This window comes from Salinisphaera sp. G21_0 (genome assembly GCF_017744115.1).
GTDB lineage: Bacteria > Pseudomonadota > Gammaproteobacteria > Pseudomonadales > Endozoicomonadaceae > Endozoicomonas.
Genome location: NZ_JAGHQW010000038.1, coordinates 38,350 through 62,531, shown reverse-complemented (window position 1 = coordinate 62,531; position 24,182 = coordinate 38,350). Strand labels below are relative to the sequence as shown.

Here is a 24,182-nt window from a genome sequence, read left to right as displayed (position 1 = left end):
GTCCGGAAGAATATGAAGCCAAAGGAGCTAAAAGCCTTTGATAAAGCGATGCTGCGAAAACGAGCAGTGATTGAAAGTGTGAATGATCAATTGAAAAATATTTCTCAGATAGAGCACACTCGGCACCATTCAACTTTGCGGTAAATCTGATAGCAGGGCTGATTGCTTATACCCGTCAACCCAAGAAGCCCCATATTGATATAACAGTGCTGACTGAAGGGGTTCCTATGGCTTTATGAGCGTCGAACTCACGTTCCATTACCTTTTGCTCCCAGGGGCCAAGTTCGTCGGCACGAACGAGAGCGGCTTCAAACTGCGGATCAATCAGGGAGTGTTGGGAGCGGGCCTGGGCGTATGCACTCCAGCTGTAGGGCCAGGCTGGTCTCGCCAAAACAGCCTCTCTCCAGGCGGTTAAGTCCACCGGTTCAACGGTCTGGGTTGGCGTTAAACCGTGGCGGAAACCCAGCTCAAGCACCCTGGCCTTTAATACCCGCAATTCCGAGGCAAAGGGCGCGTTATTCAGGGCCTTGTCGATACCGTTAACGGTAACGTCAAAATCCCTTTGATTAATCTTATAATTGCTATCCGCTTTGGTCTCTGCCTGCCAGAACTCCAGAAAATCCTGGGTCTGGTAACGCCAGATTTCAGAGCGAATCAGATTGAACGCGGTATTTAATGCCACCGCCAATAACGCAATAGCGGGCAATACCAGCAGCCACCGTTTAAGCATTTGCCATCCTTTTTAAAAGATTATTTGAACCACAAAGCTCACAAAGAGCACAAAGGAAAAGAAAAGCTCTTCTTTGTGCTCTTCGTGTTCTTCGTGGTCCAAAACAAAGTCACTCAGCCCCACCAAACAGCGAGAAAGTCAGTAAATCCGGATTGGTCAATGTCAGCTGATGCCGAACGGACTCGCCATACCATTCATCCAGCACTTCAGCCGCTGCCTTCATAGCAGGCGGTCGTCGTTTGGCATGGTGAGCATCCGAAGCCACAAACTGCACCAACTCATGGTCCAGCAACCAGCGGGCTGTGGCTTGTGCATTGTCTCCAAAAAAACCGGGTATACAACCGGCAGTCACCTGAAACAATGCGCCCCGTTCCACCAATGGAAAGATGCGTTCCGGGTAGGCCATCAGCTCCTTGTTCCGTTCCGGATGGGCAATCACCACCCGCACCTGCTGGCGATCCAGCCACTCCAGCATCTGTTCAATACCCAATGGAATATTGCTGTGGGGCATTTCCAGCAGCAGGCAGTCGTAACCGTCCCATTTACCGATCATCGGGATGCGCTTTTGGCGCAGCTGAAACATCATCTCATCACTAAAACGCACCTCCGCCCCCATGGCCAACTGAACACCAATACCGGCTTGTTGCACATGACCAACCAGCACATCAAAGGCAGGTGCAATGGTGGTGATATCGTTATCGTAACGACCGGGATGCATATGGGGCGTGCAGACCATCCGCTGGATATCATTGGCTTCGGCTATGCGCAGCAGTTCCAGGGATTGCTCCATGGTCTCCGGACCATCATCAATGGCGGGGATAATATGGTTGTGAATATCTATCATGTTTGCGCTCCCCGCCTCCCGCTGCCCGCTTCCCGTAAAATACAACCCTGCATAAATGATTTCTCACTATCTTCTATATTCTGACGTAACGTTTTCTTGACTCCACTCACGAGCACTTCTATCTTTACTTTTTAATAAAAAGTAAAGAAGGAGGCGCTATGCCGGTAATCAGCAGCAAAAGGCAAATCACCCTGCCCGCAGAGCAGTGCCGACAGGCAGGGCTGGCACCCGGCGATGAGTACGAAAGCTACGTGGATAACCAAGGGCATATTACTATCGTAAAAAAAACAATGGGAGCGGCGAAAGGTTTGCTCAAAGGTATCAAGACTGACAAACGGGTCAATGAAGAGACCTCCCTGCAAACCGGCATCAACCCATGATTGCCATCGATACCAACGTCCTTCTCCGCTATCTGCTGGATGATGACGAGCTGCAATCACCGAAGGCTGCCCGGCTGATTACCGGGCAGCACAAAGTTCTGATAACCGATGTGGTCCTGGTAGAAACTCTCTGGACCTTACGGGGTAAAAAGTACAATCTTGATAATCCTGAACTGATTGGGGTCATTCAGCAACTGTTTGCAGAACCCAACCTCTGTTTTGAAGATGGCCAGACTGTCTGGCGGGCGCTGAATGACTTTCGGCTGGCCAAACCCGTCAAGGCTGGCAGCAAGCGAAAAACTGCCGACTTTCCCGATGCGCTGATCGTTAACAAAGCAAATTACTGCTCAAAGCCATCCGAACCACTGGATGGGGTTTATACCTTTGATCTGGCTGCACAGCAAATACCGGGAGCTCTGAAGCCTTAACAAGCTCTGTATTGTTTATCTTTTTCGGGGAGCGGGTGGCGGGAAGCGCCCGGCAGGGTCGGCAAATACCTGGCCAACCACCCCAAAGCCATCATGCAAACAAAATAAGCCGCATTCGAAGGTATCTGCAGATTAAAATCCACCGACGAATGAATCATAATCGCCAGTATCCCCATAAACGCCGCAAAGCCCATCCCCACCATCAGCATATTCCGTCGCAGGCGCATGGCCTGAATCGCCTGCCAGGCAGTAAACAGCACCATCAGCCCCAGAATGGCATAAGTCGGCACACCAAACTCCAGGGGGAATTGCAGAAAGTCATTATGGGCCAAATCGAAAAAGCCCCGCCAGGTACCATCATGATATTGCGGCAGGGTGGTATAGAAGCTGCCAGCACCGGAACCGGCAAGGGCAAAATCAGGAATGGCACCGATGGTTTGCGGGTTCACATCACTACGGGCTTCTGTTTGTACGTTGGTTCTTTCCAGCCGTTCTACTACCTCTTCCAGCCCGAACCACTGGCTGACAATAATGGTATCGATCACAAACAGGCTGACAAACAGAATCACCACACCACGGGTTAATTTTTTACGACAGATAACGTACAAAACCCCGGTAATCATCAGGCTGGAGAAAAACGCCGTATTGCCCATACGGGAGCGCCCCAACACCAGGCCGACCACCATAATGGCAATGGCGGTACGTAAAATGACTTTGTTGCTTAGCAGGGTTTTCAGGGTTTGTTGCCAGAACTCATGCCAGTCATGAAAGCGCCGTTCGTTCAGCTGACCCAGCAACAGGCCCATACCCACCGCCAGGGTCATCTCCAGGCAGCCTGAAAAACTATTACGGTTAACAAACGTACCCGAAGCTACACCCTGGCCGGTCTCTTTCGGCCCAAACAACAAAACCTCTGCACCAGACAAAGTACTCAACGAACCAAACAACGCCTGAAACGCCCCGGCAATCACAAACACCCAGGCAATCACCCGCAACCGCTTCGGATCACTCACCAGCAACAACACCATGGCAAACAGCAGCGCATAGGCCAGCGATAACAGGGCATGCACCTGGGAAGCAAAAGGATCAAGGGAAAGATAAAGAGCATCCGGCACCGGCAGGTTTAATGCGCTGGCCGCTTCAACCTGAACCGACCAGGCCACCGGTGATAACTGCTGCACAAGCTCTGCAGGCAGTGGCAACGACTGCACCCAAACCCAGAAAGCAACCAGCAACAACCCAATAAAAACCGGCGCACCTTTACGAAAGGCAGGGGTAACCGACAGATGCCCAAAACCATACCCCGCCAACCAGAAGGCCGACAGCATAAAAACACCCGCCTGCAAAATCCCCATGGCCCATTCGGGCTTGCTGCCATAGGGCAAGGGCAGTCAGGTAATCACCAGCAACAGAAAATAAAACAGAAAACGGCTAAAACGGTTATCCAGCGTGGACAAGGCGGTAATCCTTAAACAGATTCAGGCATCAGGGGAATAGGCAAGCAGGGATTATACAGAAGACCGAAAGGAGGGAAAAAGATCCTTTTGAACCACAAAGCACACGAAGAGCACAAAGGAAAAGAAAAGCTCTTCTTTGTGCTCTTCGTGTGCTTTGTGGTTCCAATGCTTTTCCTTTGTGCTCTTCGTGTGCTCTGTGGTTCCACTTCTTTTCCCTTGTGCCCTTCGTGAGCTCTGTGGTTCCACTTCTTTTCTTCAAACCACCGGGGCCGGATTCAAAACTATAAAAACAGGAAAAGTGTTCTATTTTTAGTTATTAACAATAAATAGAGATATGCGGATGAAAACCAAGTCTAACCAGTTATCAGAACACATCATTGGCTGCGCCATAGAAGTTCATCGAGTTTTGGGGCCGGGCCTGCTGGAGTCAATTTATGAAGAAGCACTGTTTTTCGAGCTTAAACAGGCCAACCTGCAGGTTGAAAGGCAGGTGCCTGTTCCAGTGTATTACAAAAACAAAAAACTCAATACCGACCTGAAGCTTGATCTTCTCGTTGAAGGGTTAGTCATTGTCGAATTAAAAGCTGTGGAAAAACTCAACCGTATTCATGATGCTCAGTTATTGACCTACTTGAAAATGAACAATCTCTGGCTGGGCTTGCTGATCAACTTTAATGAGTACGTCCTCAAACATGGCATCAAGCGGCTGGTCAACTGATTTTTTTTGTGAACCACAAAGCTCACAAAGGAAAGAAAAAGAAAAAGAAAAAATCTTATCTTATCTTATCTTTTCCTTTGTGCTCTTCGTGTGCTCTGTGGTTCCAAGGCTTTTAAACCACCGCCCCTCCATTCGCCAGTTTAACCCTGTAAATTCGCTTAACCACAGCCGCCACCACAAAGTAACCCGTAATCCCCGCCAGGTTCGATAAAATATCCAGCAAATCCTGGTTACTGCCCTTACGAAACCCAAGAGTATCCTGCAACACTTCCAGCAACACCCCAAAGGCCAACAACCCCAGTGGCTTATACCAGGTAAAGCGGGCAGTAGGAAAGGCCAGGTAGTCAAGCATCAACGCCAACACAAAAAACACAATAACGTGCTTTACTTTGTCGTTAACAAAACCGGTGGGGTCAATACTGCCGGGAATCACCGCCATCACAGTGCAGGTAAGGATGGCAGCCACAAACACCAGCCGCTGCCAGGGCAATTTACCCCATTTTTTGTCTTGCATTATTGGTCATCATCCATGAGGGATCATCAAACCTGAACAGGCGCTACCCATCCATTGAACCATATCCTTGTGGATTTTCCGATTGCCACTTCCACGCATGGGCCATGATATCATCCAGCGAATACTCCGCTTTCCACCCCAACTCACGTTCGGCTTTTTCAGGGTGGGCATAGCAGGCAGCAATATCCCCCGGACGACGGTCAGCGATAACATAAGGCACCTGTCTGCCAGAGGCCTTTTCAAAGGCGTGGATCATCTCCAGCACCGAGTACCCCTTGCCGACGCCCAGGTTCCACACATGGCAGTCCCGGTTATCATCCGTCAATCTTTCCAGCGCCTTCACATGGCCACGGGCCAGATCCACCACATGGATATAGTCACGCACACCGGTGCCATCGGCCGTCGAATAATCATTGCCAAATACGTTCAGCTGCTGCAACTTGCCAATAGCCACCTGGGAAATATAAGGCAACAGATTATTGGGAATATCGTTAGGGTCTTCACCGATCAGGCCAGAAGGGTGCGCCCCTACCGGATTAAAATAGCGCAGCAGGGCGATATTCCATTGCGGGTCGGACTTATAAAGTTCCCGCAAAATCTCCTCAATCACCAGTTTCGAATGGCCATAAGGATTCGTGGCCGACAGGGGAAAACTCTCTTCAATAGGCAGCGTATGCGGGTCACCGTACACGGTAGCGGATGAGCTGAAAATCAGCCGTTTGATATGATGGGCTGCCATGGCCTGGCAGAGCGTGATCGTGCCGCTGATATTATTGTCATAATACTTCAGAGGCATGGTGCAGGACTCCCCCACCGCCTTCAAACCGGCAAAATGTATGACCGCATCGAATTGATGAGCCGACATTAACCGGTTTACAGTCTGCTCATCCCGGATATCACCCTCAACAAAAGGCAATGCCTTGCCGGTAATTTGCTCCACACGCCGGATAGCAGTGGGCGAACTGTTACTGAGATTGTCCAATACGATGGGGTCATGACCGGCATTCAGTAACTCAACACAGGTATGGGAGCCGATATAACCAGCGGCCGGTAACGAGAATTTTCATTGGTGGGGCCTTTATTTTGAACCACAAAGCACACGAAGAGCACAAAGAAAAGAAAAAAGAAAAAAGAAAAAATCTTATCTTTTCCTTTGTGCTCTTTGTGTGCTTTGTGGTTCCAACTTCTTTAGCTCAGGTAAAGCAGATACCCAATGTAAGCACGGGGAATGATCGACACACAGCGATCAACAATAAAGCGCGTCATAACAATAATTGGTAGCGTCAATAAACCCGGCAATACTGCCACATCAAAACGCCTGCCCTTGAACTTATAAGCCAGCACACAGGCCCTCTGAGCTTGGGCCATCAGGGCATCGGTAATCTGAATCTCGCCGCCTTTACCCGGCCGGGTATCCCGGATCAGGTCAAAAATATCCGGCGTCAGAATATAGCGGCCAATAATAGCCAGCTTGCTGGGGGCATCTTCTTTTGCAGGCATCTCCATCATGGTTTCCACCCGGATCAGATCATCAGAAATAGCCTGCCCGGCAATCACCCCATATTTCAGCAGTGACTCCTTATCACTACCGGCAATCTGATGCTCCAGTTCATAGTTGGCATCAAAATGATCTTCCAGGCTGCGCTTGCCACGGCCGGTAACAATACAGATATCATTCATACCCGCCTGCAGCGCCTCTTCAACGCCATACTCAATCAGCGGTTTACTGACAATGGGCATCATCTCTTTAGGCATGGATTTGGTGGCAGGGAGGAAGCGGGTGCCGTAGCCGGCAGCGGGGAAAAGGCATTTCTTTATCATAGGATGGTATGTGGGACTCAGTATTTGTGTGGTAAAAGTGTTTTTAAAAAGGCAGCAAAATTGGCACCATCATTGGCGGGATTAAAGAATACGTACTATATTACGTACGTAAAAAATAGTAAAAGAATCAGGAGACAATCCATGAGCAGATACAGCGCCAGCGAAGCCCGTGCAAACCTGTACCGGCTGATTGATGAAACCGCTCAAAGCCACAAGCCAGTGCTTATTACTGGCAAACGCAACAATGCCGTACTGGTATCTGAAGAAGACTGGAGTGCTATTCAGGAAACACTTCACCTGCTCAATATACCGGGAATGCGGAAATCCATCCGCGACGGATTGGCCAGCGATATTTCAGATTGCAGCGAGGAGCCCGGCTGGTGAGTTGGAAACTGGTATACACCCGGCAGGCGCAAAAAGATGCAAAGAAAATCGCAGCCGCAGACCTGAAATCCAAAGCAGAAGCCCTGCTGAATATACTGGCGATTAATCCGTATCAAACACCACCACCTTACGAAAAGCTGATCGGTGACCTGAGTGGCGCATTATCACGGAGAATTAATATTCAGCACCGGCTGGTTTACCAGGTACTGAAAAAAGAGAAAACCGTTAAAATCATCAGGATGTGGACCCATTACGAATAGTTGGCATAAATAGCCACTCAATGCCCACAAACTATAGGGTACCGGGTAATCATCTTACTCACCGAGGAATAATTCAGGCCAAAATGATCAGCGATGGCTGTTCAGACTAAACTAACATTTCACTCAGCCGGTGCAAGTGAAAATAATACGAACAGCAACTAGGAGGCTGACCGAGAACAGACTGCCCTACTGCGGTGGCAGCAAATTGGTCTAAAAAGTCGGAAATTTTTAGCAAATAGAACCACTATTCACTAAAACTTTCCGACTTTTTATCCTCAATTTTCTGCCATCCTCGCTACGGGCGCTATTCTCGGTCAGCCTCCTGGCAACCTGAAAGGCACTACCCAATGAAAAACAATGAAACAGCGATACAAGAAATGCTGCAGCAGGAGATAGGGAAAATACCCAGCGAACACCTGCCAGCACTATTAAGAATCGTTCACAGCTTCAGGGAGAGTGTTTCTTTTGGTACGGCGGAAGAGTCTTTTGAAAAAGGCTGGGAAGAAACCACCAAAGGGGATTACCAGCCTGTTGAAGAACTGTGGAACGGGCTTGACCATTGAACAAGCTCTATTTCACTCCGGAATTCAAAAGAGCCCTGGGCAAATTATTAAAAATGGACAAATACCTTTCTGGTTCATAGTGGCTCAAACCTGCAGATCTAAAGCAAGGAGACAAGGCCAACTCATGAACACCGCCCAATACACACTTTATTCCTGGCGCGCAATCATCTTGCTCACCGTGGAATAATGCAGGCCAAAATAATCAGCGATGGCTTTCTGGGTGTAACCGCCGGAACCAAAAGCCGCACAAACAGCAGCCTCGATTGAATCACAACTCGCCTGGTAAAACTCAAGGGGCCGTGCAGGTTTGCGTTTCTGCTTATGAGGCACTTCCGAAAGCGCCTTACCTTTCACTGGCTTTTCAATATATTGCTGCTGATCCGAAACAAACCGGTCATCACCCAGGTAGATCTGCTGTTTGAGATGAACCCAGATATTGATACCCACCCCTGCCAGAACAAAAGCAGCAAAACGTTCACAGGCTCGTTCCCGATCTTCCGAAAACTGCAACAGCATGGCATCGGTGGCAGGGAAAAATCATGAAACCCCGCACCCTGCGAGGACTTCAGACAGATATCGAGTGCTCATGGCGGCCTTTTTCTGCTTCCGCTTCAGACCAGCTTTAAAGGTTTTGGTATTGTTCAACATATTAACTGCCATATGTCGAAAACCAGTGAGCATTTCAGCGGTATTGCCCCTTCTGATTCGACAATCATCTTCTCTCATTGCAACATCCATTTTCCAATGGAGTTTATTCTCGATTGCCCAATGCTCTCTTGCAGCATGTGCAAACTTTTCTGCAGTTAATTGCGCAGAGGAAATGTAATAACGCACACTGATGTCGTCAGCATTAAATACACCATCTTCCATTCTTGCAGACAAATAATTCCAAGAGTTTTCATTCCTTTCCAATCAAAAGAAAGATTAACAAACTCATCAAAGATATCACTAACTATGTGAAGACGTGTTTCCATTCTACCATGGCTTTTTTCTTCAGTTCTGAAAGTGTCACCCTTCCATTGATTCATTCTTTCAACAGAAAAATGATTCTCAAATGCTTCATGAAGCTTGCCCTGATTACCTTTTACCGCTAGCAAATAATCAGCACCTTTATCGACAATTTTCTTGGCAATATCCCTCTGACACCCCATGGCGTCTATGGTTACAAGGCATCCTCGAATTTCAAGGAGTTCAAGTAATTCAGGTATGGCGGTAATCTCGTTACTTTTATCATTAATCTTAATTTGGCCAAGGACCAATTCGTTTGCAGTAGCAAACGCACTCACCATGTGAATTGCACCTTTATCCTTGCCTTTGTCGTATGATCCTCTTGCTGTTTTTCCATCAATTGCAATGATCTCACCATTAGTTGCCCGGTGGCAGGCTTGCATCCACTCAATAAAGCATTTCTGGAATTGCTTTGGGTTAATAGCAGCAACTATCCTGGAAATTGTATGATGGGAAGGAATGCCGTATTCAAATTCACCATATTTTTTTAACCAGTCCAGTCGCTCATTGCCGAAGTCTTCAATTTCTTCCCAGCCTTCGCAACCTGCAATGACTGCACAAATGACTAAGAGCAGAATATCAGCAAGTTTATGATCTATTTTCCATTGCTGACGTGCGTCATAAATAACAGATAGCCTATTCATTAAATCAAATGCATTCATTTTCAGAACATCCAAATCTTTTTTATATAAGACACTGGATGTGTATTTTGCTCTATAAGGGGATGTCCTTATAGCCATTGAGCCCAATGGCTTCGCGGGCTTTCATGATTTTTCCCTAGATGATACCCTGAGTCGGGTTTCAGGCATCACCGGCCTCAAGCTGGTGCTGGTCATCATTTACCTGCCGGTTGCTGTGACCATCGTCCGCCGTGCCCGGCAATGGCGCCGGGATAATCTCCTGTGAGCTGACGTTAACGAACAATAATTTCACACCAGGGAGGACGGTGTTTCCGTGAATATTCACCGTCCTCCAGGGGGAAAGGCTCTTTAACGTATCTCCGGCACCAACCGTCCCGCCTCAGGATGCAGATACTTCTTCTCCAACACCTCCACCCCGATCATGATATGAATCACCAGCCCGACCAACAGAACCCTCTGGGGCTCAGGGCAGTTTGCCAGCCCACCGTACTCTGCCAGCACCTTCTTCAATTTTGCCCAGGTGTCTTCCGACATAAACGAGACCCGCTCAAACAGCGACTCCCGGTCCGGATGCATTTCCAGCAGGCTCATCCCACGGTCGGTATGCTCTGCGACAAAGGCCTCCAGCCGTTCACCTTCCGCATAGCGGCCTGTCAGGTTTCTCAGCTCTTCGAGTTTGTCACTGTATTGCACAAACCACTCAATATACTGCCGTTCATTGGTGATGGATGGAGCTTCAGGGATGGTATAGGTTGTGGTCATAAATTTGCCTGCTATACCTTTATCTTTTACAAACGATTCGTGGTCCTGATCTTTCAGGCCACCGTCGCTTCCTCGTCACGGGCCATATCCTTAAAGCCATGCTTGCTGTGCAGTTTATAAAAAGCAGCATAGCGTTTGGACTGAATGGAACCGGCAGGGCTCTTTTTCAGCAAACGCCAATATTCCAGCAGCACCTGTTCCCGGGAATGATTGGGAAACAGCATGGAAGCACCGGAGGTGATGTGCAGGTCGTCCCCATAGGTCAGAATCCGGGTGAACATGATAAAACTGGTGGCACCCGGGGAGGCGCTTAAATTTCGGTCAGTGATGGCAAGCTCACCACCATTTAACAGATCCTTAAGCTGAACGGTTGCGCTGTCCGTATCCCTGCTGAGAATCTGAAAAAGTGAGGTTTGAGAAGTCAGCAGAGCATCAATAATTCGTGCTTCGGTGGCGCTGATGGTTTCATGGTGCCTGCGCTTATAACGCTTGACCAGGTTCTCACCACGGCTGTCCACATAATCGTTGATGCAAAAGTCGGTGTATTGGTCAAACTGCTCATAAGAATCAAACCGCATTTTGCCTTTCTTGATCGTTTCGAGCCGACGGGCGACTATTTTATATTCGTCCTGGGTCAGCTCCTTAAAGAGTGCAGAGTTCAGGTCTTTGCCAACAGCTCGAAGCTGGTCGTAATCAGGATGGATATGGCGCATAAAATCCGGCTAATTCAGATAGATTGCTGATTGAACGGTGCCTGTTAGTTCGTCACCGGGCGTACAGCTTATCGTAGCAGTAGTTGGTCGCTTCGATAAAACCTTCAATACTGCCGCAGTCAAAGCGTCTGCCCTTGAATTTATAAGCGAGTACACAACCACGCTGAGCCTGGGTCATCAGCGCATCGGTAATCTGGATTTCGCCGCCTTTGCCGGGTTGGGTGTCGCGGATCAGGTCGAAAATATCCGGGGTCAGAATATAGCGGCCAATAATGGCCAGGTTGCTGGGGGCATCTTCCCGGGCGGGTTTTTCTACCATGTTTTCCACACGGATCAGGTCCTCGGAAATGGTTTGCCCGGCAATTACGCCGTACTTATGCACTTGATCTTCCGGCACTTCCATCACCGCCACAATAGAGCAACGAAACTGCTTGTAGAGCAGTGCCATTTGCGCCAGCACGCCAGGGCCATCAGGGTTAATGCACAGGTCATCCGCCAGCACCACACCAAAGGGTTGTTCGCCGATCAGCGGTTCACCGGAAAGAATGGCATGGCCCAGGCCTTTCATCTCCCGCTGGCGGGTGTAGGAGAAAGTACACTCATCAATCAGCTGACGTATATTGGTGAGCAGGGATTCTTTATCGGAACCGGCAATCTGGTGTTCCAGCTCGTAGTTGGCATCAAAGTGATCTTCCAGGGCTCGCTTGCCCCGGCCGGTCACCATGCAGATATCAGCCAAGCCAGCTTGCAGGGCTTCTTCTACCCCGTATTCAATGAGGGGTTTGGAAACCACCGGCATCATCTCTTTGGGCATGCTTTTGGTGGCTGGGAGAAAACGGGTGCCGTAGCCGGCTGCGGGGAATAGGCATTTCTTAAGCATGAGGTGTACTTGAGTTGTGGATAGAATTTTTTTGAACCACAAAGACACAAAGGCACAAAGGAAGACTTTTTCTTTTGTTTGCAGCGCGAAGCGCTGTCAAATCCAAAAAAAACTTTGTGTCTTTGTGCCTTTGTGGTTCCAATGCTTTAAGGCAGCGGGTATTGCCGTTCTATTTGCTTAGCCCGATGTGGATAAAGCTTCACCAACCGCTGCTGGCTATCATCGAGAATATTCTGAACCGGTTCGCTTAACCATCCGCGATAATACCTGCCGAGGATGGTGGCGTTTTCCATCACCTGCTGTTCCCAGGGGCCAAGCTGATCAGCCCGTACCAGTGCTTGTTCCAGCTGTTGATCGATTAATGAACGCTGGGAGCGAGCCTGTGCATAACTGCTCCAGCTATAAGGCCAGCCGGGTCTTTGCAGGATGGCCTGTTGCCAGGCATCCAGCTCCATCGGTTCACCTGAATCGTTAACAGCCCAACCGTTTTGTACTCCCCGGTTTAGTACCTGGGCTCGCATCATCTGCAGTTCGGGAGAGCCGGGCATATTGTCCAGGGCATTATCAGCACCGGCCAAAGTGAGTAGCCACTCTTCTTTATCCACAGTAAAGCCAGCCTCTGTTTTTGCTTCTGCTACCCAGTGGTCCAGAAAGTCCTCTGTCTGGGAACGCCAGACCTCCGACTGCACCAGATTCCATGCCGTATTAAAGGCCACTGCCAGCAGGGCAATACCTGGCAGAACCATCAACCATCTCTTGAACACCGTGCGTGATTCCCTTTAAAAGCTTTCACCACAAAGGCACAAAGACACAAAGGAAAAGCCTTTATTGGTAAGAGCTTTGCTCTTACCAGTCTTTTGCTCTTCTTTGTGCCTTTGTGTCTTTGTGGTTCAAAAAAATCAACCACCAAAAAGCGAAAAGGTCAGCAAATCCGGATTAGTCAACGTCAACTGATCCCGAACCCCTTTCCCATCCCACTTACCGATCATCGGGATACGCTTCTGCCGCAGCTGAAACATCAGCTCATCACTAAAACGCACCTCCGCTCCCATGGCCAGCTGAACACCAATACCTGCCTGTTGCACATGGCCAACCAGCACATCAAAGGCGGGCGCAATGGTGTTGATATCGTTATCGTAACGACCGGGATGCATATGGGGCGTACAGACCATCCGCTGAATATCATTGGCTTCGGCTATGCGCAGCAGCTCCAGGGATTGCTCCAGGGTATCGGGGCCATCATCAATGGCGGGAATAATATGGTTATGAATATCTATCATGTTTAAAAGCTTTTCACCACAAAGGCACAAAGACACGAAGAAGAGCAAAAGGTTGGTAAGAGCAAAGCTCTTACAAAAAATGCTTTTCCTTTGTGTCTTTGTGCCTTTGTGGTTCAAAAAAAATCTTTACTGACGCACCTTACCCGCAGGTGTTGGCATATAACGAGCCACCAGAGCCAGCGCCATCAACACCACAAAATAAGCCGCATTGGAAGGAATCTGCAGATTAAAATCCACCGATGAGTGAATCATAATGGCCAGCATGCCCATAAAGGCGGTAAAGCCCATGCCAATCATCAACCGGTTGCGCCGTTGCCTCATGGCCGCAATAGCATGCCAGCCAGCCGCCAGCACCAACAGTGCCAGAATAGCATAGGCGGGTATACCAAACTCCAGGGGAAATTGCAGAAAATCAATATGGGCCAGGTCGTAAAAGCCCCGCCAGCTACCATCATGATAAGCGGGTAACGTCGTATAGAACGAGCCGCCACCGGAGCCGGTCAAACCATAATCACCAATGGCATCCAGCGTTACTTCCGCGACATTGGGCCGGGTTTCCCGTTCCATGGAGGTTTGTTCAAGGCGTTCCACTACCTTCTCCAGGCCAAACCACTGGCTGACAATGGCCGTATCAATCACCAGCAAACTGACAAACAGCACCACCATTCCCCGGCTCAGCTGCTTACGACAGATAACGTACAAAAAGCCGGTAATCATCAGGCTGGAGAAAAACGCCGTATTGCCCATACGGGAGCGGGAGAGCACCAGAGCGATCACCATAATGGCCAGCCCGGTGCGGAGGATTACCTTATTGCTCATCAGGGTTTTCAGGGTGCGGTGCAGCCACTCCTGCCAGTTTTGGGAAGGCCGTTCATTCAGCTGGGCAATCAGCAGGCCCATGCCCGCTGCCAGGGTCATCTCCATACAACCGGCAAAACTGTTGCGGTTGACAAAGGTGCCCGTAGCCACGCCAAAATAAGAGGTCTTATCCCGGAACAACAAGGTTTCCAACCCGGAGAGCGTACTTAACGAACCAAACACCGCCTGAAAAATACCGGAAATCACCAGCACCCAGGCAAAGGCTTTCAACTTCTCAGGTCGGTCGATCAGCAGCAGGCATAAGCAAAACAGCAGATAATAGGCCAGCGCCAGCAACGCAGTCACCTGTGTAGCGAAAGGGTCAAGAGAGAGGGGGAGTAAATCCGGCATGGGCAATCCCAGTGCCAGATAAGCCTGGTAGTGAATATCCCAGGCGTGGGGGGAGAGTGCCTTTACCCACTCAGCAGGTAATGGCAGCTGTTGTATAAACAGCCAGCAGGTAACCAGAATAAACCCAAGGTGAAACCAGCGGGCCTTCTGAAAGGCAAGGGACACCGGCAACCGGTTCAGGGCAAAACCCAGCAACCAGAACAACGCCAGCCCGTAGACCAGCATCATCAAAATCCCCATAGCCCACTCGGGCTTGCTGCCTTCAGGCAAAGGCAACCAGAACATCACCGCTAACAGCGGCCAGAACAGAGCTTTTTTCATTTTTTTTGAACCACAAAGGCACAAAGACACAAAGGTTTTCTATATTTGGTCTTTCGAACTAATAAATATGAGAATTAATATGAAGGAAGAGTCTGATCAACTGTCTTCAGTGATCATTGGTGCCGCCATTGAAGTTCACCGACATTTGGGCCCCGGGTTATTGGAAAACACTTATGAGCGGGCACTTATATTTGAGCTTGAACAAAAAGGTTTGGAGCTAAAAAGTCAGGAGCCAGTTCCCGTTATTTATAAAGGGCGCAGTCTGGGAGCTGATTATAAGCTTGATCTGTTGGTGAATGACCTTGTTATCGTGGAACTGAAAGCTGTAGAAAAAGTACTACCGATCCATAAGGCACAGTTACTCACCTATCTCAAACTGAAAAAACGTTGGCTTGGATTGCTCATTAACTTCAATGAACCTGTTCTAAAACAGGGGGTGGTGCGGGTTGTGAATTAAAAGCCTTTTCACCACAAAGGCACAAAGACACAAAGGTTTTTTGGGTTTGCCAGCGCTACGCGCTGCAAACAAAAGAAAGTCTTCCTTTGTGTCTTTGTGCCTTTGTGGTTCAAAAAAGTCTTTTAATAAGCATTAGGGTTCATAAACCCTTTGAAAACGGTACCAATGATAATCTTGATATCCAGCCACAACGACCAGTTATTAATGTATTCCAGATCACACTCCACCCGCCGTTGCATCTTATCCAGCGTATCAGTCTCACCCCTGAAGCCCCGCACCTGGGCCAGTCCGGTAATGCCCGGCTTCACCTTATGGCGTTGCATATAAGATTCCACCAGGTCTTTGTAATACTCGTTATGAGCCAATGCATGGGGCCGAGGACCAACGATAGACATCCGCCCCTGCAGTACATTAATAAACTGCGGCAACTCATCGAGGCTGGTACGGCGAATAAAGGCTCCGACTCTGGTAACCCGTGGATCACCTTTAGTGGCCTGAGTCACTTTACCTTCGCCTTCCTGATGCACCTTCATACTGCGGAACTTATAAACCTTCACCTGCTGACCAGAAGCCCCATGCCGAAACTGCTTGAAAAACACCGGCCCCGGTGACGAGAGTTTCACAGCAATGGCCACCCCCACCATCACCGGAGAAATCAGCAGCAGAATCAGGCTGCCAATCACAATATCCGACACCCGTTTGATAATGGCGTTAATGCTGTCCATAGGCGAACAGCTGATATCCAGGGAATAAAAATCGCCAATTTTGGTAATGGTATGGTTCAGCAGCGGCAGATCCTGTAGCCCCGGCATATAGCGAATATTGGCGGTACTGTGGCGCAGGGCAAACATCACTGGCTGCAGAATGGAGTTCTTGTTAAAGGGTATGCAGAGCCAGCACTCATCAAAGGCTTCATTTCTGGCCAGATACTGTTTCAGCTCCGCCAGCGCCTGCTCATCATTATCGTGCTCGATAATATGCTGCAGCCGGTAGCCATAACCATTATCTTTTGAGAAGTACTCACGCATGGCCTCAAAGTTACGACCATCACCAATCACCAGTATATGGCGGGTATTGCGCCCACGGCTACGAAACCGCATCAGCATTCGATAAAGAGTGAACCGGATCACCAATACCATGGGGATGGTCAGTCCTATCCAGGTAAACAGCCAGATACGGGAATACCGCTCGGTGGTTTTGGTCATCACCATAAAAGCGATCAGCGCTGTAAACGACAATGCCCAGGCAATGGCGACCTTGGTCAATCGCTCGCTGATCCGTCGCCCACGCCAGGGGGCATACACTTCACACAAAAACGAAAACACCACCACTAGCAGCGCCTGCATAGTCATCACATTCAGATAGTGGGTAGCATGGTCACCAAAACGCACCCATTCCGATAGCTCCGCACAGCCAAAGGCAATGGCCACATCCATAATGACCAGTAAAAAAAGAGGCAGCCGCGACCGGCCCGATAACAACGAGGTAGGCATCTACATTCAAATCCAGCTTTTTTTTCACCACAAAGGCACAAAGACACAAAGGAAGACTTTTTCTTATGTTTGCTGTGCGTAGCGCAGGCAAACCCAAAAAACCTTTGTGCCTTTGTGTCTTTGTGGTTCAAACGCTTTTAACCATCCGCCACTGCGACACCATAAAAGGCAAAGCAGCCAGCAACAACCCGGCACAGGTTACGAGAAAATCCAGCGGGTTAAAATTCCGCAGTGGCAGCACCGCCTGCAAACTTTCATCCAGGGCACAGCCAATCACCAACAGCAGTAACAACCAGCCCCGGTGCCAGAACCCTGGGCTGGCCAAGTGAGCCAGTCCTGAAAGAATAAAGGCCATGACAAAATGCATCTGCAAATTGCCGCCCAGAAAACGCTCAATACTGCCCCAGGCCCAGTGACCATAACCGAGGCTTTTACTGGCCGAAAGAATCACCAGAAAGGCCAACCAGCCAACCGCTAAAATCCGTACCAATTTTTAATTTCTCTTTTTGAACCACAAAGACACGAAGACACAAAGAAAGACTTTTTTTTACTGCGCATAGCGCAGAAACCAAAAAACTTTGTGCCTTTGTGTCTTTGTGGTTCCAATAAATCACTGCCGAATCAAACTCAACAATTCAGAAGTTTTCTCATCCATCAGCGCCACATCGCCCCGACTCTCCACATTCAACCGAATCACCGGCTCTGTATTAGAAAGTCGCAGGTTAAACCGCCACTCCCCCATATCCAGTGAGATCCCATCGGTATGATCCACAGCCACCGCATCCTTTTCATAAATCGCCAGAATCCGGTCGATTGCCGCCTGTGGATTATCCAGTGTGCTGTTAATCTCACCAGAGGATGGGAACAAAGCAATGCGTTCGGCCACCAGTTCAGAAAGCTTTTTACCTTTATGGGACATTAACTCAGTTACCAGCAGCCACGGAATCATCCCGGAATCGCAGTAAGCAAAGTCACGGAAATAATGGTGGGCACTCATCTCACCGCCATAGACGGCATCCTCTTCCCGCATCCGCTCCTTGATAAAGGCATGACCGGTTTTACACAGCACCGGCACACCTCCTGCAGTCGAAACCTGGTCAATAGTATTCCAGGTCAACCGAGGGTCATGAATAATCTTTGCACCAGGATAATGAGCCAGAAACGCCTCACCCAACAGCCCGACAATATAATACCCCTCAATAAACTGCCCTTTCTCATCAAACAAAAAGCAGCGGTCAAAATCCCCATCCCAGGCAATGCCCATATCTGCATTATGTTCCAGCACCGCATCCACAGTTGCCTGCCGACAGTCGTGTAACAACGGGTTAGGAATCCCATGGGGAAAGTTCCCATCCGGCTCATGGTGAATCTTCACAAACTCCACCGGCACACCGGTCTCTTTAAACCGTGCTTCAATAGCATCAATCACATGCCCGGCAGCCCCATTACCGGCATTCACCACCAGTTTCAGCGGCTTCAACTCATCCGGTTTGATATACCCAAGAATATGATCCACATAAGCCGCAAGGTTGCTGATCTGCCGATAAGAACCAAAAGAAACCTTTGTGTCTTTGTGCCTTTGTGGTTCAACAAAAACCTCTTCAGCCAACCGCTGAATCTCCCGCAACCCGGTATCGCCAGAAATCGGCTTGCTCGACTCCCGAACCAGCTTCATCCCGTTATAGTCTTTCGGATTATGGCTGGCGGTCACCATAATGCCCCCATCCGCCTTCAGATGCGAAGTGGCAAAATAAACCTCTTCAGTGCCACACAGGCCAATATCAATCACATCCACACCACCGGCCCGCAACCCATCGCTCAGGGCTTCTTTGAGTTCAGGGGTAGACAGGCGAATATCCCCACCAATAACTATGGTTTTGGGCTGCAGGTATTCAGCCGTTGCCCGGCCAATCCGCCAGGCAATATCTTCATTCAATTCATCAGGCATGCGGCCACGGATATCGTAGGCCTTAAAACAAGAGAGTGCGGTCATTTTAAACCCCGAAAATAAAACCCCGGCAACCAGCTGACTTATTGACTAAGTTGACATCACAATAAATGCAGCCTGCCAAAAGTAACATATAAGTTACCATAAATATGAAGATGACCGTGCTTGAATACCTGCAACAAGACGGTAAAAGCCCTTACCAGCAGTGGTGATAAATCAACACAACGCAGAGATATCGCCCGGGCAAAAGAGCATTGGCCCGATTATCGGGCCAGAAAAACAAACCGGGTTTAATGCAGGTATAAGCCAAAAACCAGGAAGAACATCGTTATGCCATTGACACGGGATTTCAAACAGACCATACAGGCCAGGGCAGAACGTGACCCGGATTTTGCCTGTGCCCTGCTGGACGAAGCCGCAACCCTGTTCCTTAACGGTGAGCCCGATGCAGCCCGAATGATATTAAGGGATCTTGTAAATGCCACTGTCGGTTTCGAACAGCTGGCGAATACTACCCAAAAATCCAGCAAAAGCCTGCATCGAATGTTATCGGGCAAGGGAAACCCCAGCATGGATAATCTGGCAGGCATATTTTCAGCACTGCGTGAAAACCTGAAGGTTTCACTACAGGTTCAGATTGTGCCTGAGCCAGAAGCTCCGGGCAGGGAAATCAGACAATGAGTGGAACGCTGCCCGCCCCCCCCGCTACCCGCTCCCCGTAAAAGATAAGAGCTGTGCTTTTTCGGGCAGCGGGAAGTGGGAAGCGGCCTTTTACAGCCTGAGTAAAATGAGGCCCAGGACAAACCCTAAGCAGCAGGCTTAACCAGCTTACCGGACTCTTCCAGACTTTTATAAAGGCTACCTGCACTGAACTCCAGGCCATTAGGCCAGCAAAGCGCCCCTAGCTCGATAAAAAAACGTTGGAAAAAAGCGGCATCATCCAAAGCCCGGGTAAGGCTGGTTTTATGTGACAGTATTTCACTAAAATCCATAACACCAAAGCTGCCATCAGAAAAATGAAGCTTTATTTCCACCCCTGCCTGATAAACAGCCTGAACGATTTTAATCATTGTCAGCTCCTGCTATACGCTCAAGTGGTTGAAGGTCCATAGCCCTTTGCCAGTTGTCTGCCAGCTCAGCTTGATGCGACAAACACCAGTCGCCCACAAGCTTTGCTGCTTTTTTGGGTAAACCACCTTCCAGAATATGGCCTGTGGATATTTCTACCAGCGCCTCATGCCCCTGATACTCGGCATGAATATGCGGTGGGGCATGATCAGCGTGGTACATCCTGATATAAATCCCAAAAAAGCTTGATATGACTGGCATCACGGAATTCTTGTTGAGTGAATTATTATAAGGTCAATACCGCAGGTACAGTTTATACCATTAGTTATGGGTGAATAGTTAATGTTAAGGAACGCTGCCCGCCGCCCGCTTCCCGCTCCCCGTAAAAGATAAGAGCTGTGCTTTTTCGGGCAGCGGGAGCCGGGCAGCGGGCGGCGTCAATCACGCCCTACCGTAGGTATCCTCAAACCGGACAATATCATCCTCACCCAGATACCCGCCGCTCTGTACTTCAATCAGTTCAAGGTCGAACTTGCCCGGGTTTTCCAGCCGATGCACCACGCCAATGGGGATATAGGTGGACTGGTTTTCGGTCAGCAGAATTTCCTGATCACCATTGGTGACCAAAGCGGTACCTTTGACCACAATCCAGTGTTCGGCACGGTGATGGTGCATCTGCAAAGAGAGCTGTGCCCCCGGCTTAACGGTAATGCGCTTAACCTGGAACCGGTCGCCCATATCAATGGAGTCATAAGCCCCCCAGGGGCGGTAAACTTTCCGATGAAGTTTTGCCTCAATCTGGTTTTTTGCCTTCAGTCGGTCAACGATCTTTTTAACATCCTGCACCCGATCCTTATGGGCCACCAGAATGGCATCATCGCTTTCGGTGATGATCAGATCCTCGACACCCACGGTAGCAATCAACTTTTTTTCACTGCGCACATAGGTGTTGCGGGTCTCCTGCAACAGAACGTCACTCTGAAAAGCGTTACCGGACTCATCTTTTTCACAGATATCTGCCAACGTTGTCCAGGAGCCTACATCGGTCCAACCCGCATCAAGAGGAACGACAACGGAGTCAGTGGTTTTTTCCATCACGGCATAATCGATAGATTCATCCGGGCAAGTATGAAATGCGGCTTCATCCAATCGAACAAAATCCAGATCAGTGCTCTCAACTGCCATCGCCTTTTCACAGGCTTGCAGAATATCGGGGCGGAACTTGTTCAGCTCTTCCAGGTAGCGGGAGGCCTTAAACAGGAACATGCCGGAGTTCCAATAATAGTCACCTGAGGCCAGATAACCCTGAGCGGTTTCCAGATCGGGCTTTTCAACAAATTGCTCAACAGGCATACAAGACGATTGTTGGCCACGGAGACACGGAGTTATCTTTTAAAAGCTTTTCTTTTCTCCGTGTCTCCGTGTCTCCGTGGCTAGAAGAGGCTTTTATATAGCCGTAGCCCGTTTCCGGATGCGTAGGCACAATCCCAAACGTCACCAGCTTGCCATCTCTCGCCGCCGGTAATGCAGCTGCAACCGCTTGATGAAATGCCTGGACATTCTGAATCACATGGTCCGCAGCCAATACCAGAAGTAAGGTGTCTTTTTGTTCAGAGATGGAATGAGCTTTCAAGGCTGCCAGAGCCACCGCCGGTGCCGTGTTTTTTCCGACAGGTTCAAGAATAATGGCTGCAGCCTGCCGACCCATCTGGCGGATTTGCTCTGCCACAAGAAACCGGTGCTCTTCATTTGCAATCACCAGAGGGGCAGAAACCGAATCCAGGCCATCTAATCGGGAGACGGTGTTCTGCAACATGGTTTGCTCATTAACCAGCGGCAGAAACTGCTTTGGGTATAAAGAGCGTGACTGAGGCCAGAGACGACTGCCAGAGCCGCCGGACATAATGACAGGTATTAAATTCATGGCGTTTTCTTTTTCACCACAAAGGCACAAAGACACAAAGGAAGACGAAAGCTTTTTTAATAACGGATCATAGGATTTTTTTAAGTGAGAGTAAAAGATGCTGAAAGCTTGAGGCTGGAAGCAGAGCGAGCAGGCTTCCAGCTAAAAAACTTGCCGTTAGCACGGTCTCCGCCTATCTTTGGTATTACAATCAGGTAAAAGTAATACTCGGGCAAAATAACATGCACAAATTAACAGCAAAGCGGCAAGTGACCATTCCACAGAGTATCTGCAATAAGCTTGGGCTGGAGCCCGGCGACTTCATACAGGTATACGAACGGGATGGTGTTGCTCATCTGGTAAAAATTTCATCGGACGACCTGGCGGGTTTTATCTCCCCAGCCAACCAGGAAGGGTACCCTATCACAACGCAGGCGATTAAATCAGCGATAAAGCGCAAAGCCGCCAATAAATTCCGGGGTAAAGCATGATTGCTGTTGATACCAATGTATTACTGCGCTACCTGCTAGAGCCCACCGATGCCCGGAACCCGGCATGGCAGGCAACCGCTGCCGTTGAAACCATTCACTCTGCAGACTCCGTTTTCCTGTCAGACATCGTTCTGGCCGAAACGGAGTGGGTACTGGAAACAGCCTTCGAGTTGAACAAAACAGAAATACACCATGCACTCAAACAACTCGCCTGTAACACCCGCTTTCATTTTGAAGACTGGAATGCCTTGCTATGTGCACTCATGGACTACAACGAATATCCCAATGTGGATTTTTCTGACTGCCTGATTGCCCGCCGTGCCAATAGTAAAGGAGCCAAAACGCTCTACAGCTTTGAGAGCAGAAAGAAGCTGGGAGCTCTGCCGGTTGTGACGACGCTGGAGAAGCCATAGCTTTAAGGCTTTACAGCTTTACAGCTTTACAGCTTTACAGCTTTACAGCCCTAAAAAAGCTTCAATGCTTATAAAGACAAAAAGCCCGATCCAGCCAAAGTACAAAAAAAGTGGCTTCTCGGCGGAATCCAACCATGGGAGCCAAACCGCAGAACCGAAACGAGATGATTTCTACATCGTCAGTGGCAACCGTTGGAACCGGCGATTTCAACGAATGCCGTTTGATTTTTTCAAAACCCGGTTTATGACGATCCTGGTTCTTGATCTGTGACCAGGTCAGCTGGCTACGTTTATGAATTGCATCCGCGAAACTGGCTTTTTCTTCCTGTGTACACAGGCTCAGGCAGAAATCTGACTGAAGGTGTTCCAGAGAAAACCGAGGGCGAAACTGGTCGTAATTTATGCCTCGTTCACCCGGTGATTTGATAGAATTTCCAGCGTGGGGAGCTGGTTTTTTAATTCTCTTTGCAGCCATGCACAAACTCTGTATGCAAAGTTAAATTCAAGATTTAGTCTGAAAGCTTACTGAAGCTGCGTTTTGAAATAATCCGCCATGCTTTGCTGGCTGATCAATTCACCGTTTTTGGCAGCATCTTTCCAGGGCGGCTCATCATGAGTCATATTCCGTAACTTCCAGGCAGAGAACTGCCCATAAACATCGTACACTTCATCAAGCAAGCCCTGTTCATCTGCACTCAGGCTCTCAGGGTTAAACTCATCCGGTGTCTCGATCGCGCCACTGCCAAAGCTTTTGAAGCGATGGTAAAGTTCCGGAACCACCGGCCCATGTTGCCAAGCCTCAATCGTATTGGTAAACAAAGCATGGTCAAAAATGGCCAGCGAAAACCCCTGAGCATAATAAACCAGTTTCTGCAGTTTAAGATTGGAAATCAGGTCACCCGCATCATCGCTGTTCGCTTTATTCAAAAAATAAGCGGCGACTTGGAACACATCGGCCATAACTATCCCCGTGTAAGAAAGCTCAACCATTATAGCCATCGGCTGGCGAAGCTGTAAGTTTTAAGCTGCAAGCCACAAGCAAAAAAGCTTTTAATTTACAGCTTACAGCTCTTTACTTTACAACCCAAAAAAACTCACCCCTCAACCAACCCTATGTTCTCCAAAATATCAGCTGATAAAAGGTAAATACCGAGATAGTCATACTTGTGTATATGGGGAGAACGGTTAGGTTGCCAGTACCGGCCATGGGCAAGCCAGTTCCGGTAATCCAGAGCCTTTTGGAAGTGATCCAGACGAGTTTTATGTTCTGGGTTCGAGACTCTCCAACCCACCAGAATGTCATCCGACAAAGACACTCTATTAGTCTTCTGCTGGTGAATTTCCCGGAATTTTCTGGACAGTGAATCTTTGTGCTTATTTTGGCATCGAACCAGGTAATCAATTCTGAACCTGGCTTCCAGAGTGGCTAACAGCTCCAGAGAGCACATACGGTCCAGCATGGCCTTTTTCTCTTTTAATTCGTCCTCAAGCATCGC

31 protein-coding genes and 5 pseudogenes are annotated in these 24,182 nt (G+C 49.0%); 13 read left to right on the top strand and 23 right to left on the bottom strand.

What is annotated here, in order from left to right:
• Window positions 1-239, top strand: a pseudogene (locus tag J7439_RS26635) (transposase); the annotation flags it as partial.
• Here J7439_RS26635 and J7439_RS17215 read toward each other — a convergent pair.
• Window positions 176-730 carry a hypothetical protein gene (locus J7439_RS17215; RefSeq protein WP_209203194.1) on the bottom strand — a complete coding sequence of 185 codons (555 nt, stop codon included), beginning with the start codon at window positions 728-730 and terminating at the stop codon, window positions 176-178. The pseudogene J7439_RS26635 and the gene J7439_RS17215 sit on opposite strands and share 64 nt — an antisense overlap.
• Window positions 731-839: 109 nt before the next feature.
• On the bottom strand, window positions 840-1,574 hold the full coding sequence (locus tag J7439_RS17210; RefSeq protein WP_209203193.1) for a tyrosine-protein phosphatase: 735 nt from the start codon (window positions 1,572-1,574) through the stop codon (window positions 840-842).
• Window positions 1,575-1,732: 158 nt separating this feature from the next.
• Between J7439_RS17210 and J7439_RS17205 the strand changes: the two genes are divergently transcribed.
• Both J7439_RS17205 and J7439_RS17200 read left to right on the top strand, forming a co-directional pair.
• Entirely contained in the window at window positions 1,733-1,954 is a 222-nt protein-coding gene (locus J7439_RS17205; protein WP_209203192.1) for an AbrB/MazE/SpoVT family DNA-binding domain-containing protein, read from the top strand.
• A complete protein-coding gene (locus J7439_RS17200; RefSeq protein ID WP_209203191.1) occupies window positions 1,951-2,382 on the top strand; it encodes a type II toxin-antitoxin system VapC family toxin in 432 nt (143 codons plus the stop codon). Before J7439_RS17205 ends, J7439_RS17200 begins: the two co-directional genes overlap by 4 nt.
• On the opposite strand, the gene J7439_RS17195 is transcribed toward J7439_RS17200, so the two are convergent.
• A complete protein-coding gene (locus tag J7439_RS17195; protein WP_209203190.1) occupies window positions 2,379-3,767 on the bottom strand; it encodes an O-antigen ligase family protein in 1,389 nt (462 codons plus the stop codon). The two genes, J7439_RS17200 and J7439_RS17195, sit on opposite strands and share 4 nt — an antisense overlap.
• 412 nt (window positions 3,768-4,179) lie before the next feature.
• On the opposite strand from J7439_RS17195, the gene J7439_RS17190 reads away from it, so the two are divergent.
• Window positions 4,180-4,557: a GxxExxY protein gene (locus J7439_RS17190; RefSeq protein ID WP_209203189.1), complete on the top strand. Its 378-nt coding sequence runs from the start codon at window positions 4,180-4,182 to the stop codon at window positions 4,555-4,557.
• Between the two features lie 112 nt (window positions 4,558-4,669).
• Here J7439_RS17190 and J7439_RS17185 read toward each other — a convergent pair whose 3' ends face one another.
• The 3 genes and pseudogenes from J7439_RS17185 to J7439_RS17175 form a co-directional block, all read right to left on the bottom strand.
• Window positions 4,670-5,071 (bottom strand): VanZ family protein, encoded by a 402-nt coding sequence (locus J7439_RS17185; RefSeq protein WP_209203188.1) that lies wholly within the window; start codon window positions 5,069-5,071, stop codon window positions 4,670-4,672.
• Window positions 5,072-5,114: 43 nt separating this feature from the next.
• Window positions 5,115-6,138 (bottom strand): annotated as a pseudogene (gene galE, locus J7439_RS17180) (UDP-glucose 4-epimerase GalE).
• 179 nt (window positions 6,139-6,317) lie between these two features.
• Window positions 6,318-6,892 (bottom strand): annotated as a pseudogene (locus J7439_RS17175) (UTP--glucose-1-phosphate uridylyltransferase).
• A 141-nt stretch (window positions 6,893-7,033) separates the two neighbouring features.
• Between J7439_RS17175 and J7439_RS17170 the strand changes: the two are divergent.
• The 3 genes from J7439_RS17170 to J7439_RS17160 all read left to right on the top strand — a co-directional run bounded on the left by J7439_RS17170 (window position 7,034) and on the right by J7439_RS17160 (window position 8,099).
• Entirely contained in the window at window positions 7,034-7,276 is a 243-nt protein-coding gene (locus J7439_RS17170; RefSeq protein ID WP_209203187.1) for a type II toxin-antitoxin system Phd/YefM family antitoxin, read from the top strand.
• Complete coding sequence (locus J7439_RS17165; protein WP_209203186.1) at window positions 7,273-7,536, top strand: Txe/YoeB family addiction module toxin; 264 nt, start codon at window positions 7,273-7,275, stop codon at window positions 7,534-7,536. The genes J7439_RS17170 and J7439_RS17165 overlap by 4 nt, the downstream gene beginning before the upstream one ends.
• A gap of 347 nt (window positions 7,537-7,883) precedes the next feature.
• Complete coding sequence (locus tag J7439_RS17160; RefSeq protein WP_209203185.1) at window positions 7,884-8,099, top strand: hypothetical protein; 216 nt, start codon at window positions 7,884-7,886, stop codon at window positions 8,097-8,099.
• A gap of 147 nt (window positions 8,100-8,246) precedes the next feature.
• Here J7439_RS17160 and J7439_RS17155 read toward each other — a convergent pair whose 3' ends face one another.
• The 9 genes and pseudogenes from J7439_RS17155 to J7439_RS17120 all read right to left on the bottom strand — a co-directional run bounded on the left by J7439_RS17155 (window position 8,247) and on the right by J7439_RS17120 (window position 14,913).
• Window positions 8,247-8,615 (bottom strand): hypothetical protein, encoded by a 369-nt coding sequence (locus J7439_RS17155; RefSeq protein ID WP_209203184.1) that lies wholly within the window; start codon window positions 8,613-8,615, stop codon window positions 8,247-8,249.
• 21 nt (window positions 8,616-8,636) lie between these two features.
• A pseudogene (locus J7439_RS17150) lies at window positions 8,637-9,769 on the bottom strand (ISAs1 family transposase).
• Window positions 9,770-9,908: 139 nt separating this feature from the next.
• Window positions 9,909-10,031: a hypothetical protein gene (locus J7439_RS26630; protein WP_286198410.1), complete on the bottom strand. Its 123-nt coding sequence runs from the start codon at window positions 10,029-10,031 to the stop codon at window positions 9,909-9,911.
• A gap of 65 nt (window positions 10,032-10,096) precedes the next feature.
• On the bottom strand, window positions 10,097-10,510 hold the full coding sequence (locus J7439_RS17145) for a hypothetical protein (protein WP_209203183.1): 414 nt from the start codon (window positions 10,508-10,510) through the stop codon (window positions 10,097-10,099).
• A gap of 53 nt (window positions 10,511-10,563) precedes the next feature.
• The gene (locus J7439_RS17140; protein WP_209203182.1) at window positions 10,564-11,223 is read right to left on the bottom strand and encodes a DUF7986 domain-containing protein; all 660 of its coding nucleotides are present in this window, start codon (window positions 11,221-11,223) and stop codon (window positions 10,564-10,566) included.
• Between the two features lie 52 nt (window positions 11,224-11,275).
• On the bottom strand, window positions 11,276-12,103 hold the full coding sequence (galU, locus tag J7439_RS17135) for a UTP--glucose-1-phosphate uridylyltransferase GalU (protein WP_209203181.1): 828 nt from the start codon (window positions 12,101-12,103) through the stop codon (window positions 11,276-11,278).
• A gap of 146 nt (window positions 12,104-12,249) precedes the next feature.
• Window positions 12,250-12,849, bottom strand: a complete 600-nt coding sequence (locus J7439_RS17130) for a hypothetical protein (protein ID WP_209203180.1) — start codon at window positions 12,847-12,849, stop codon at window positions 12,250-12,252.
• A 153-nt stretch (window positions 12,850-13,002) separates the two neighbouring features.
• Entirely contained in the window at window positions 13,003-13,383 is a 381-nt protein-coding gene (locus J7439_RS17125) for a CpsB/CapC family capsule biosynthesis tyrosine phosphatase (protein ID WP_209203179.1), read from the bottom strand.
• Between the two features lie 126 nt (window positions 13,384-13,509).
• Window positions 13,510-14,913, bottom strand: a complete 1,404-nt coding sequence (locus tag J7439_RS17120) for an O-antigen ligase family protein (RefSeq protein WP_286198409.1) — start codon at window positions 14,911-14,913, stop codon at window positions 13,510-13,512.
• Window positions 14,914-14,992: 79 nt separating this feature from the next.
• On the opposite strand from J7439_RS17120, the gene J7439_RS17115 reads away from it, so the two are divergent.
• Window positions 14,993-15,370, top strand: a complete 378-nt coding sequence (locus J7439_RS17115; RefSeq protein WP_209203195.1) for a GxxExxY protein — start codon at window positions 14,993-14,995, stop codon at window positions 15,368-15,370.
• A gap of 122 nt (window positions 15,371-15,492) precedes the next feature.
• Here J7439_RS17115 and J7439_RS17110 read toward each other — a convergent pair whose 3' ends face one another.
• The 3 genes from J7439_RS17110 to J7439_RS17100 all read right to left on the bottom strand — a co-directional run bounded on the left by J7439_RS17110 (window position 15,493) and on the right by J7439_RS17100 (window position 18,856).
• Window positions 15,493-16,863 (bottom strand): undecaprenyl-phosphate glucose phosphotransferase, encoded by a 1,371-nt coding sequence (locus J7439_RS17110; RefSeq protein ID WP_209203177.1) that lies wholly within the window; start codon window positions 16,861-16,863, stop codon window positions 15,493-15,495.
• A gap of 127 nt (window positions 16,864-16,990) precedes the next feature.
• Window positions 16,991-17,353, bottom strand: a complete 363-nt coding sequence (locus J7439_RS17105) for a VanZ family protein (RefSeq protein ID WP_209203176.1) — start codon at window positions 17,351-17,353, stop codon at window positions 16,991-16,993.
• A gap of 120 nt (window positions 17,354-17,473) precedes the next feature.
• Window positions 17,474-18,856, bottom strand: a complete 1,383-nt coding sequence (locus J7439_RS17100; RefSeq protein WP_209203175.1) for a phosphohexomutase domain-containing protein — start codon at window positions 18,854-18,856, stop codon at window positions 17,474-17,476.
• 120 nt (window positions 18,857-18,976) lie between these two features.
• Here J7439_RS17100 and J7439_RS26625 point away from each other — a divergent pair, with 120 nt between their 5' ends.
• Both J7439_RS26625 and J7439_RS17095 read left to right on the top strand, forming a co-directional pair.
• Window positions 18,977-19,105, top strand: coding sequence for a type II toxin-antitoxin system RelE/ParE family toxin (locus J7439_RS26625; RefSeq protein WP_286198408.1), 129 nt, complete (start codon window positions 18,977-18,979; stop codon window positions 19,103-19,105).
• A gap of 36 nt (window positions 19,106-19,141) precedes the next feature.
• A complete protein-coding gene (locus J7439_RS17095; RefSeq protein WP_209203174.1) occupies window positions 19,142-19,492 on the top strand; it encodes a helix-turn-helix domain-containing transcriptional regulator in 351 nt (116 codons plus the stop codon).
• Window positions 19,493-19,617: 125 nt separating this feature from the next.
• Here the strand turns inward: J7439_RS17095 and J7439_RS17090 are convergent, their stop codons facing one another.
• The 3 genes and pseudogenes from J7439_RS17090 to J7439_RS27225 form a co-directional block, all read right to left on the bottom strand.
• A complete protein-coding gene (locus J7439_RS17090; RefSeq protein WP_209203173.1) occupies window positions 19,618-19,881 on the bottom strand; it encodes a DUF2442 domain-containing protein in 264 nt (87 codons plus the stop codon).
• Window positions 19,874-20,140, bottom strand: coding sequence for a DUF4160 domain-containing protein (locus J7439_RS17085; protein ID WP_209203172.1), 267 nt, complete (start codon window positions 20,138-20,140; stop codon window positions 19,874-19,876). Before J7439_RS17085 ends, J7439_RS17090 begins: the two co-directional genes overlap by 8 nt.
• Before the next feature lie 180 nt (window positions 20,141-20,320).
• Window positions 20,321-21,803 (bottom strand): annotated as a pseudogene (locus tag J7439_RS27225) (mannose-1-phosphate guanylyltransferase/mannose-6-phosphate isomerase).
• Window positions 21,804-22,024: 221 nt separating this feature from the next.
• Here J7439_RS27225 and J7439_RS17075 point away from each other — a divergent pair.
• From J7439_RS17075 to J7439_RS17065, 3 genes are all read left to right on the top strand, one after another.
• Window positions 22,025-22,273 (top strand): AbrB/MazE/SpoVT family DNA-binding domain-containing protein, encoded by a 249-nt coding sequence (locus tag J7439_RS17075; RefSeq protein ID WP_209203171.1) that lies wholly within the window; start codon window positions 22,025-22,027, stop codon window positions 22,271-22,273.
• Entirely contained in the window at window positions 22,270-22,686 is a 417-nt protein-coding gene (locus J7439_RS17070; protein ID WP_209203170.1) for a type II toxin-antitoxin system VapC family toxin, read from the top strand. Before J7439_RS17075 ends, J7439_RS17070 begins: the two co-directional genes overlap by 4 nt.
• Window positions 22,687-22,750: 64 nt before the next feature.
• Window positions 22,751-22,957 (top strand): hypothetical protein, encoded by a 207-nt coding sequence (locus tag J7439_RS17065; RefSeq protein ID WP_209203169.1) that lies wholly within the window; start codon window positions 22,751-22,753, stop codon window positions 22,955-22,957.
• A 251-nt stretch (window positions 22,958-23,208) separates the two neighbouring features.
• On the opposite strand, the gene J7439_RS17060 is transcribed toward J7439_RS17065, so the two are convergent.
• Window positions 23,209-23,646 carry a Panacea domain-containing protein gene (locus J7439_RS17060; RefSeq protein ID WP_209203168.1) on the bottom strand — a complete coding sequence of 146 codons (438 nt, stop codon included), beginning with the start codon at window positions 23,644-23,646 and terminating at the stop codon, window positions 23,209-23,211.
• Window positions 23,647-23,780: 134 nt separating this feature from the next.
• The gene (locus J7439_RS17055) at window positions 23,781-24,179 is read right to left on the bottom strand and encodes a hypothetical protein (protein WP_209203167.1); all 399 of its coding nucleotides are present in this window, start codon (window positions 24,177-24,179) and stop codon (window positions 23,781-23,783) included.
• Window positions 24,180-24,182 lie beyond the last annotated feature (3 nt).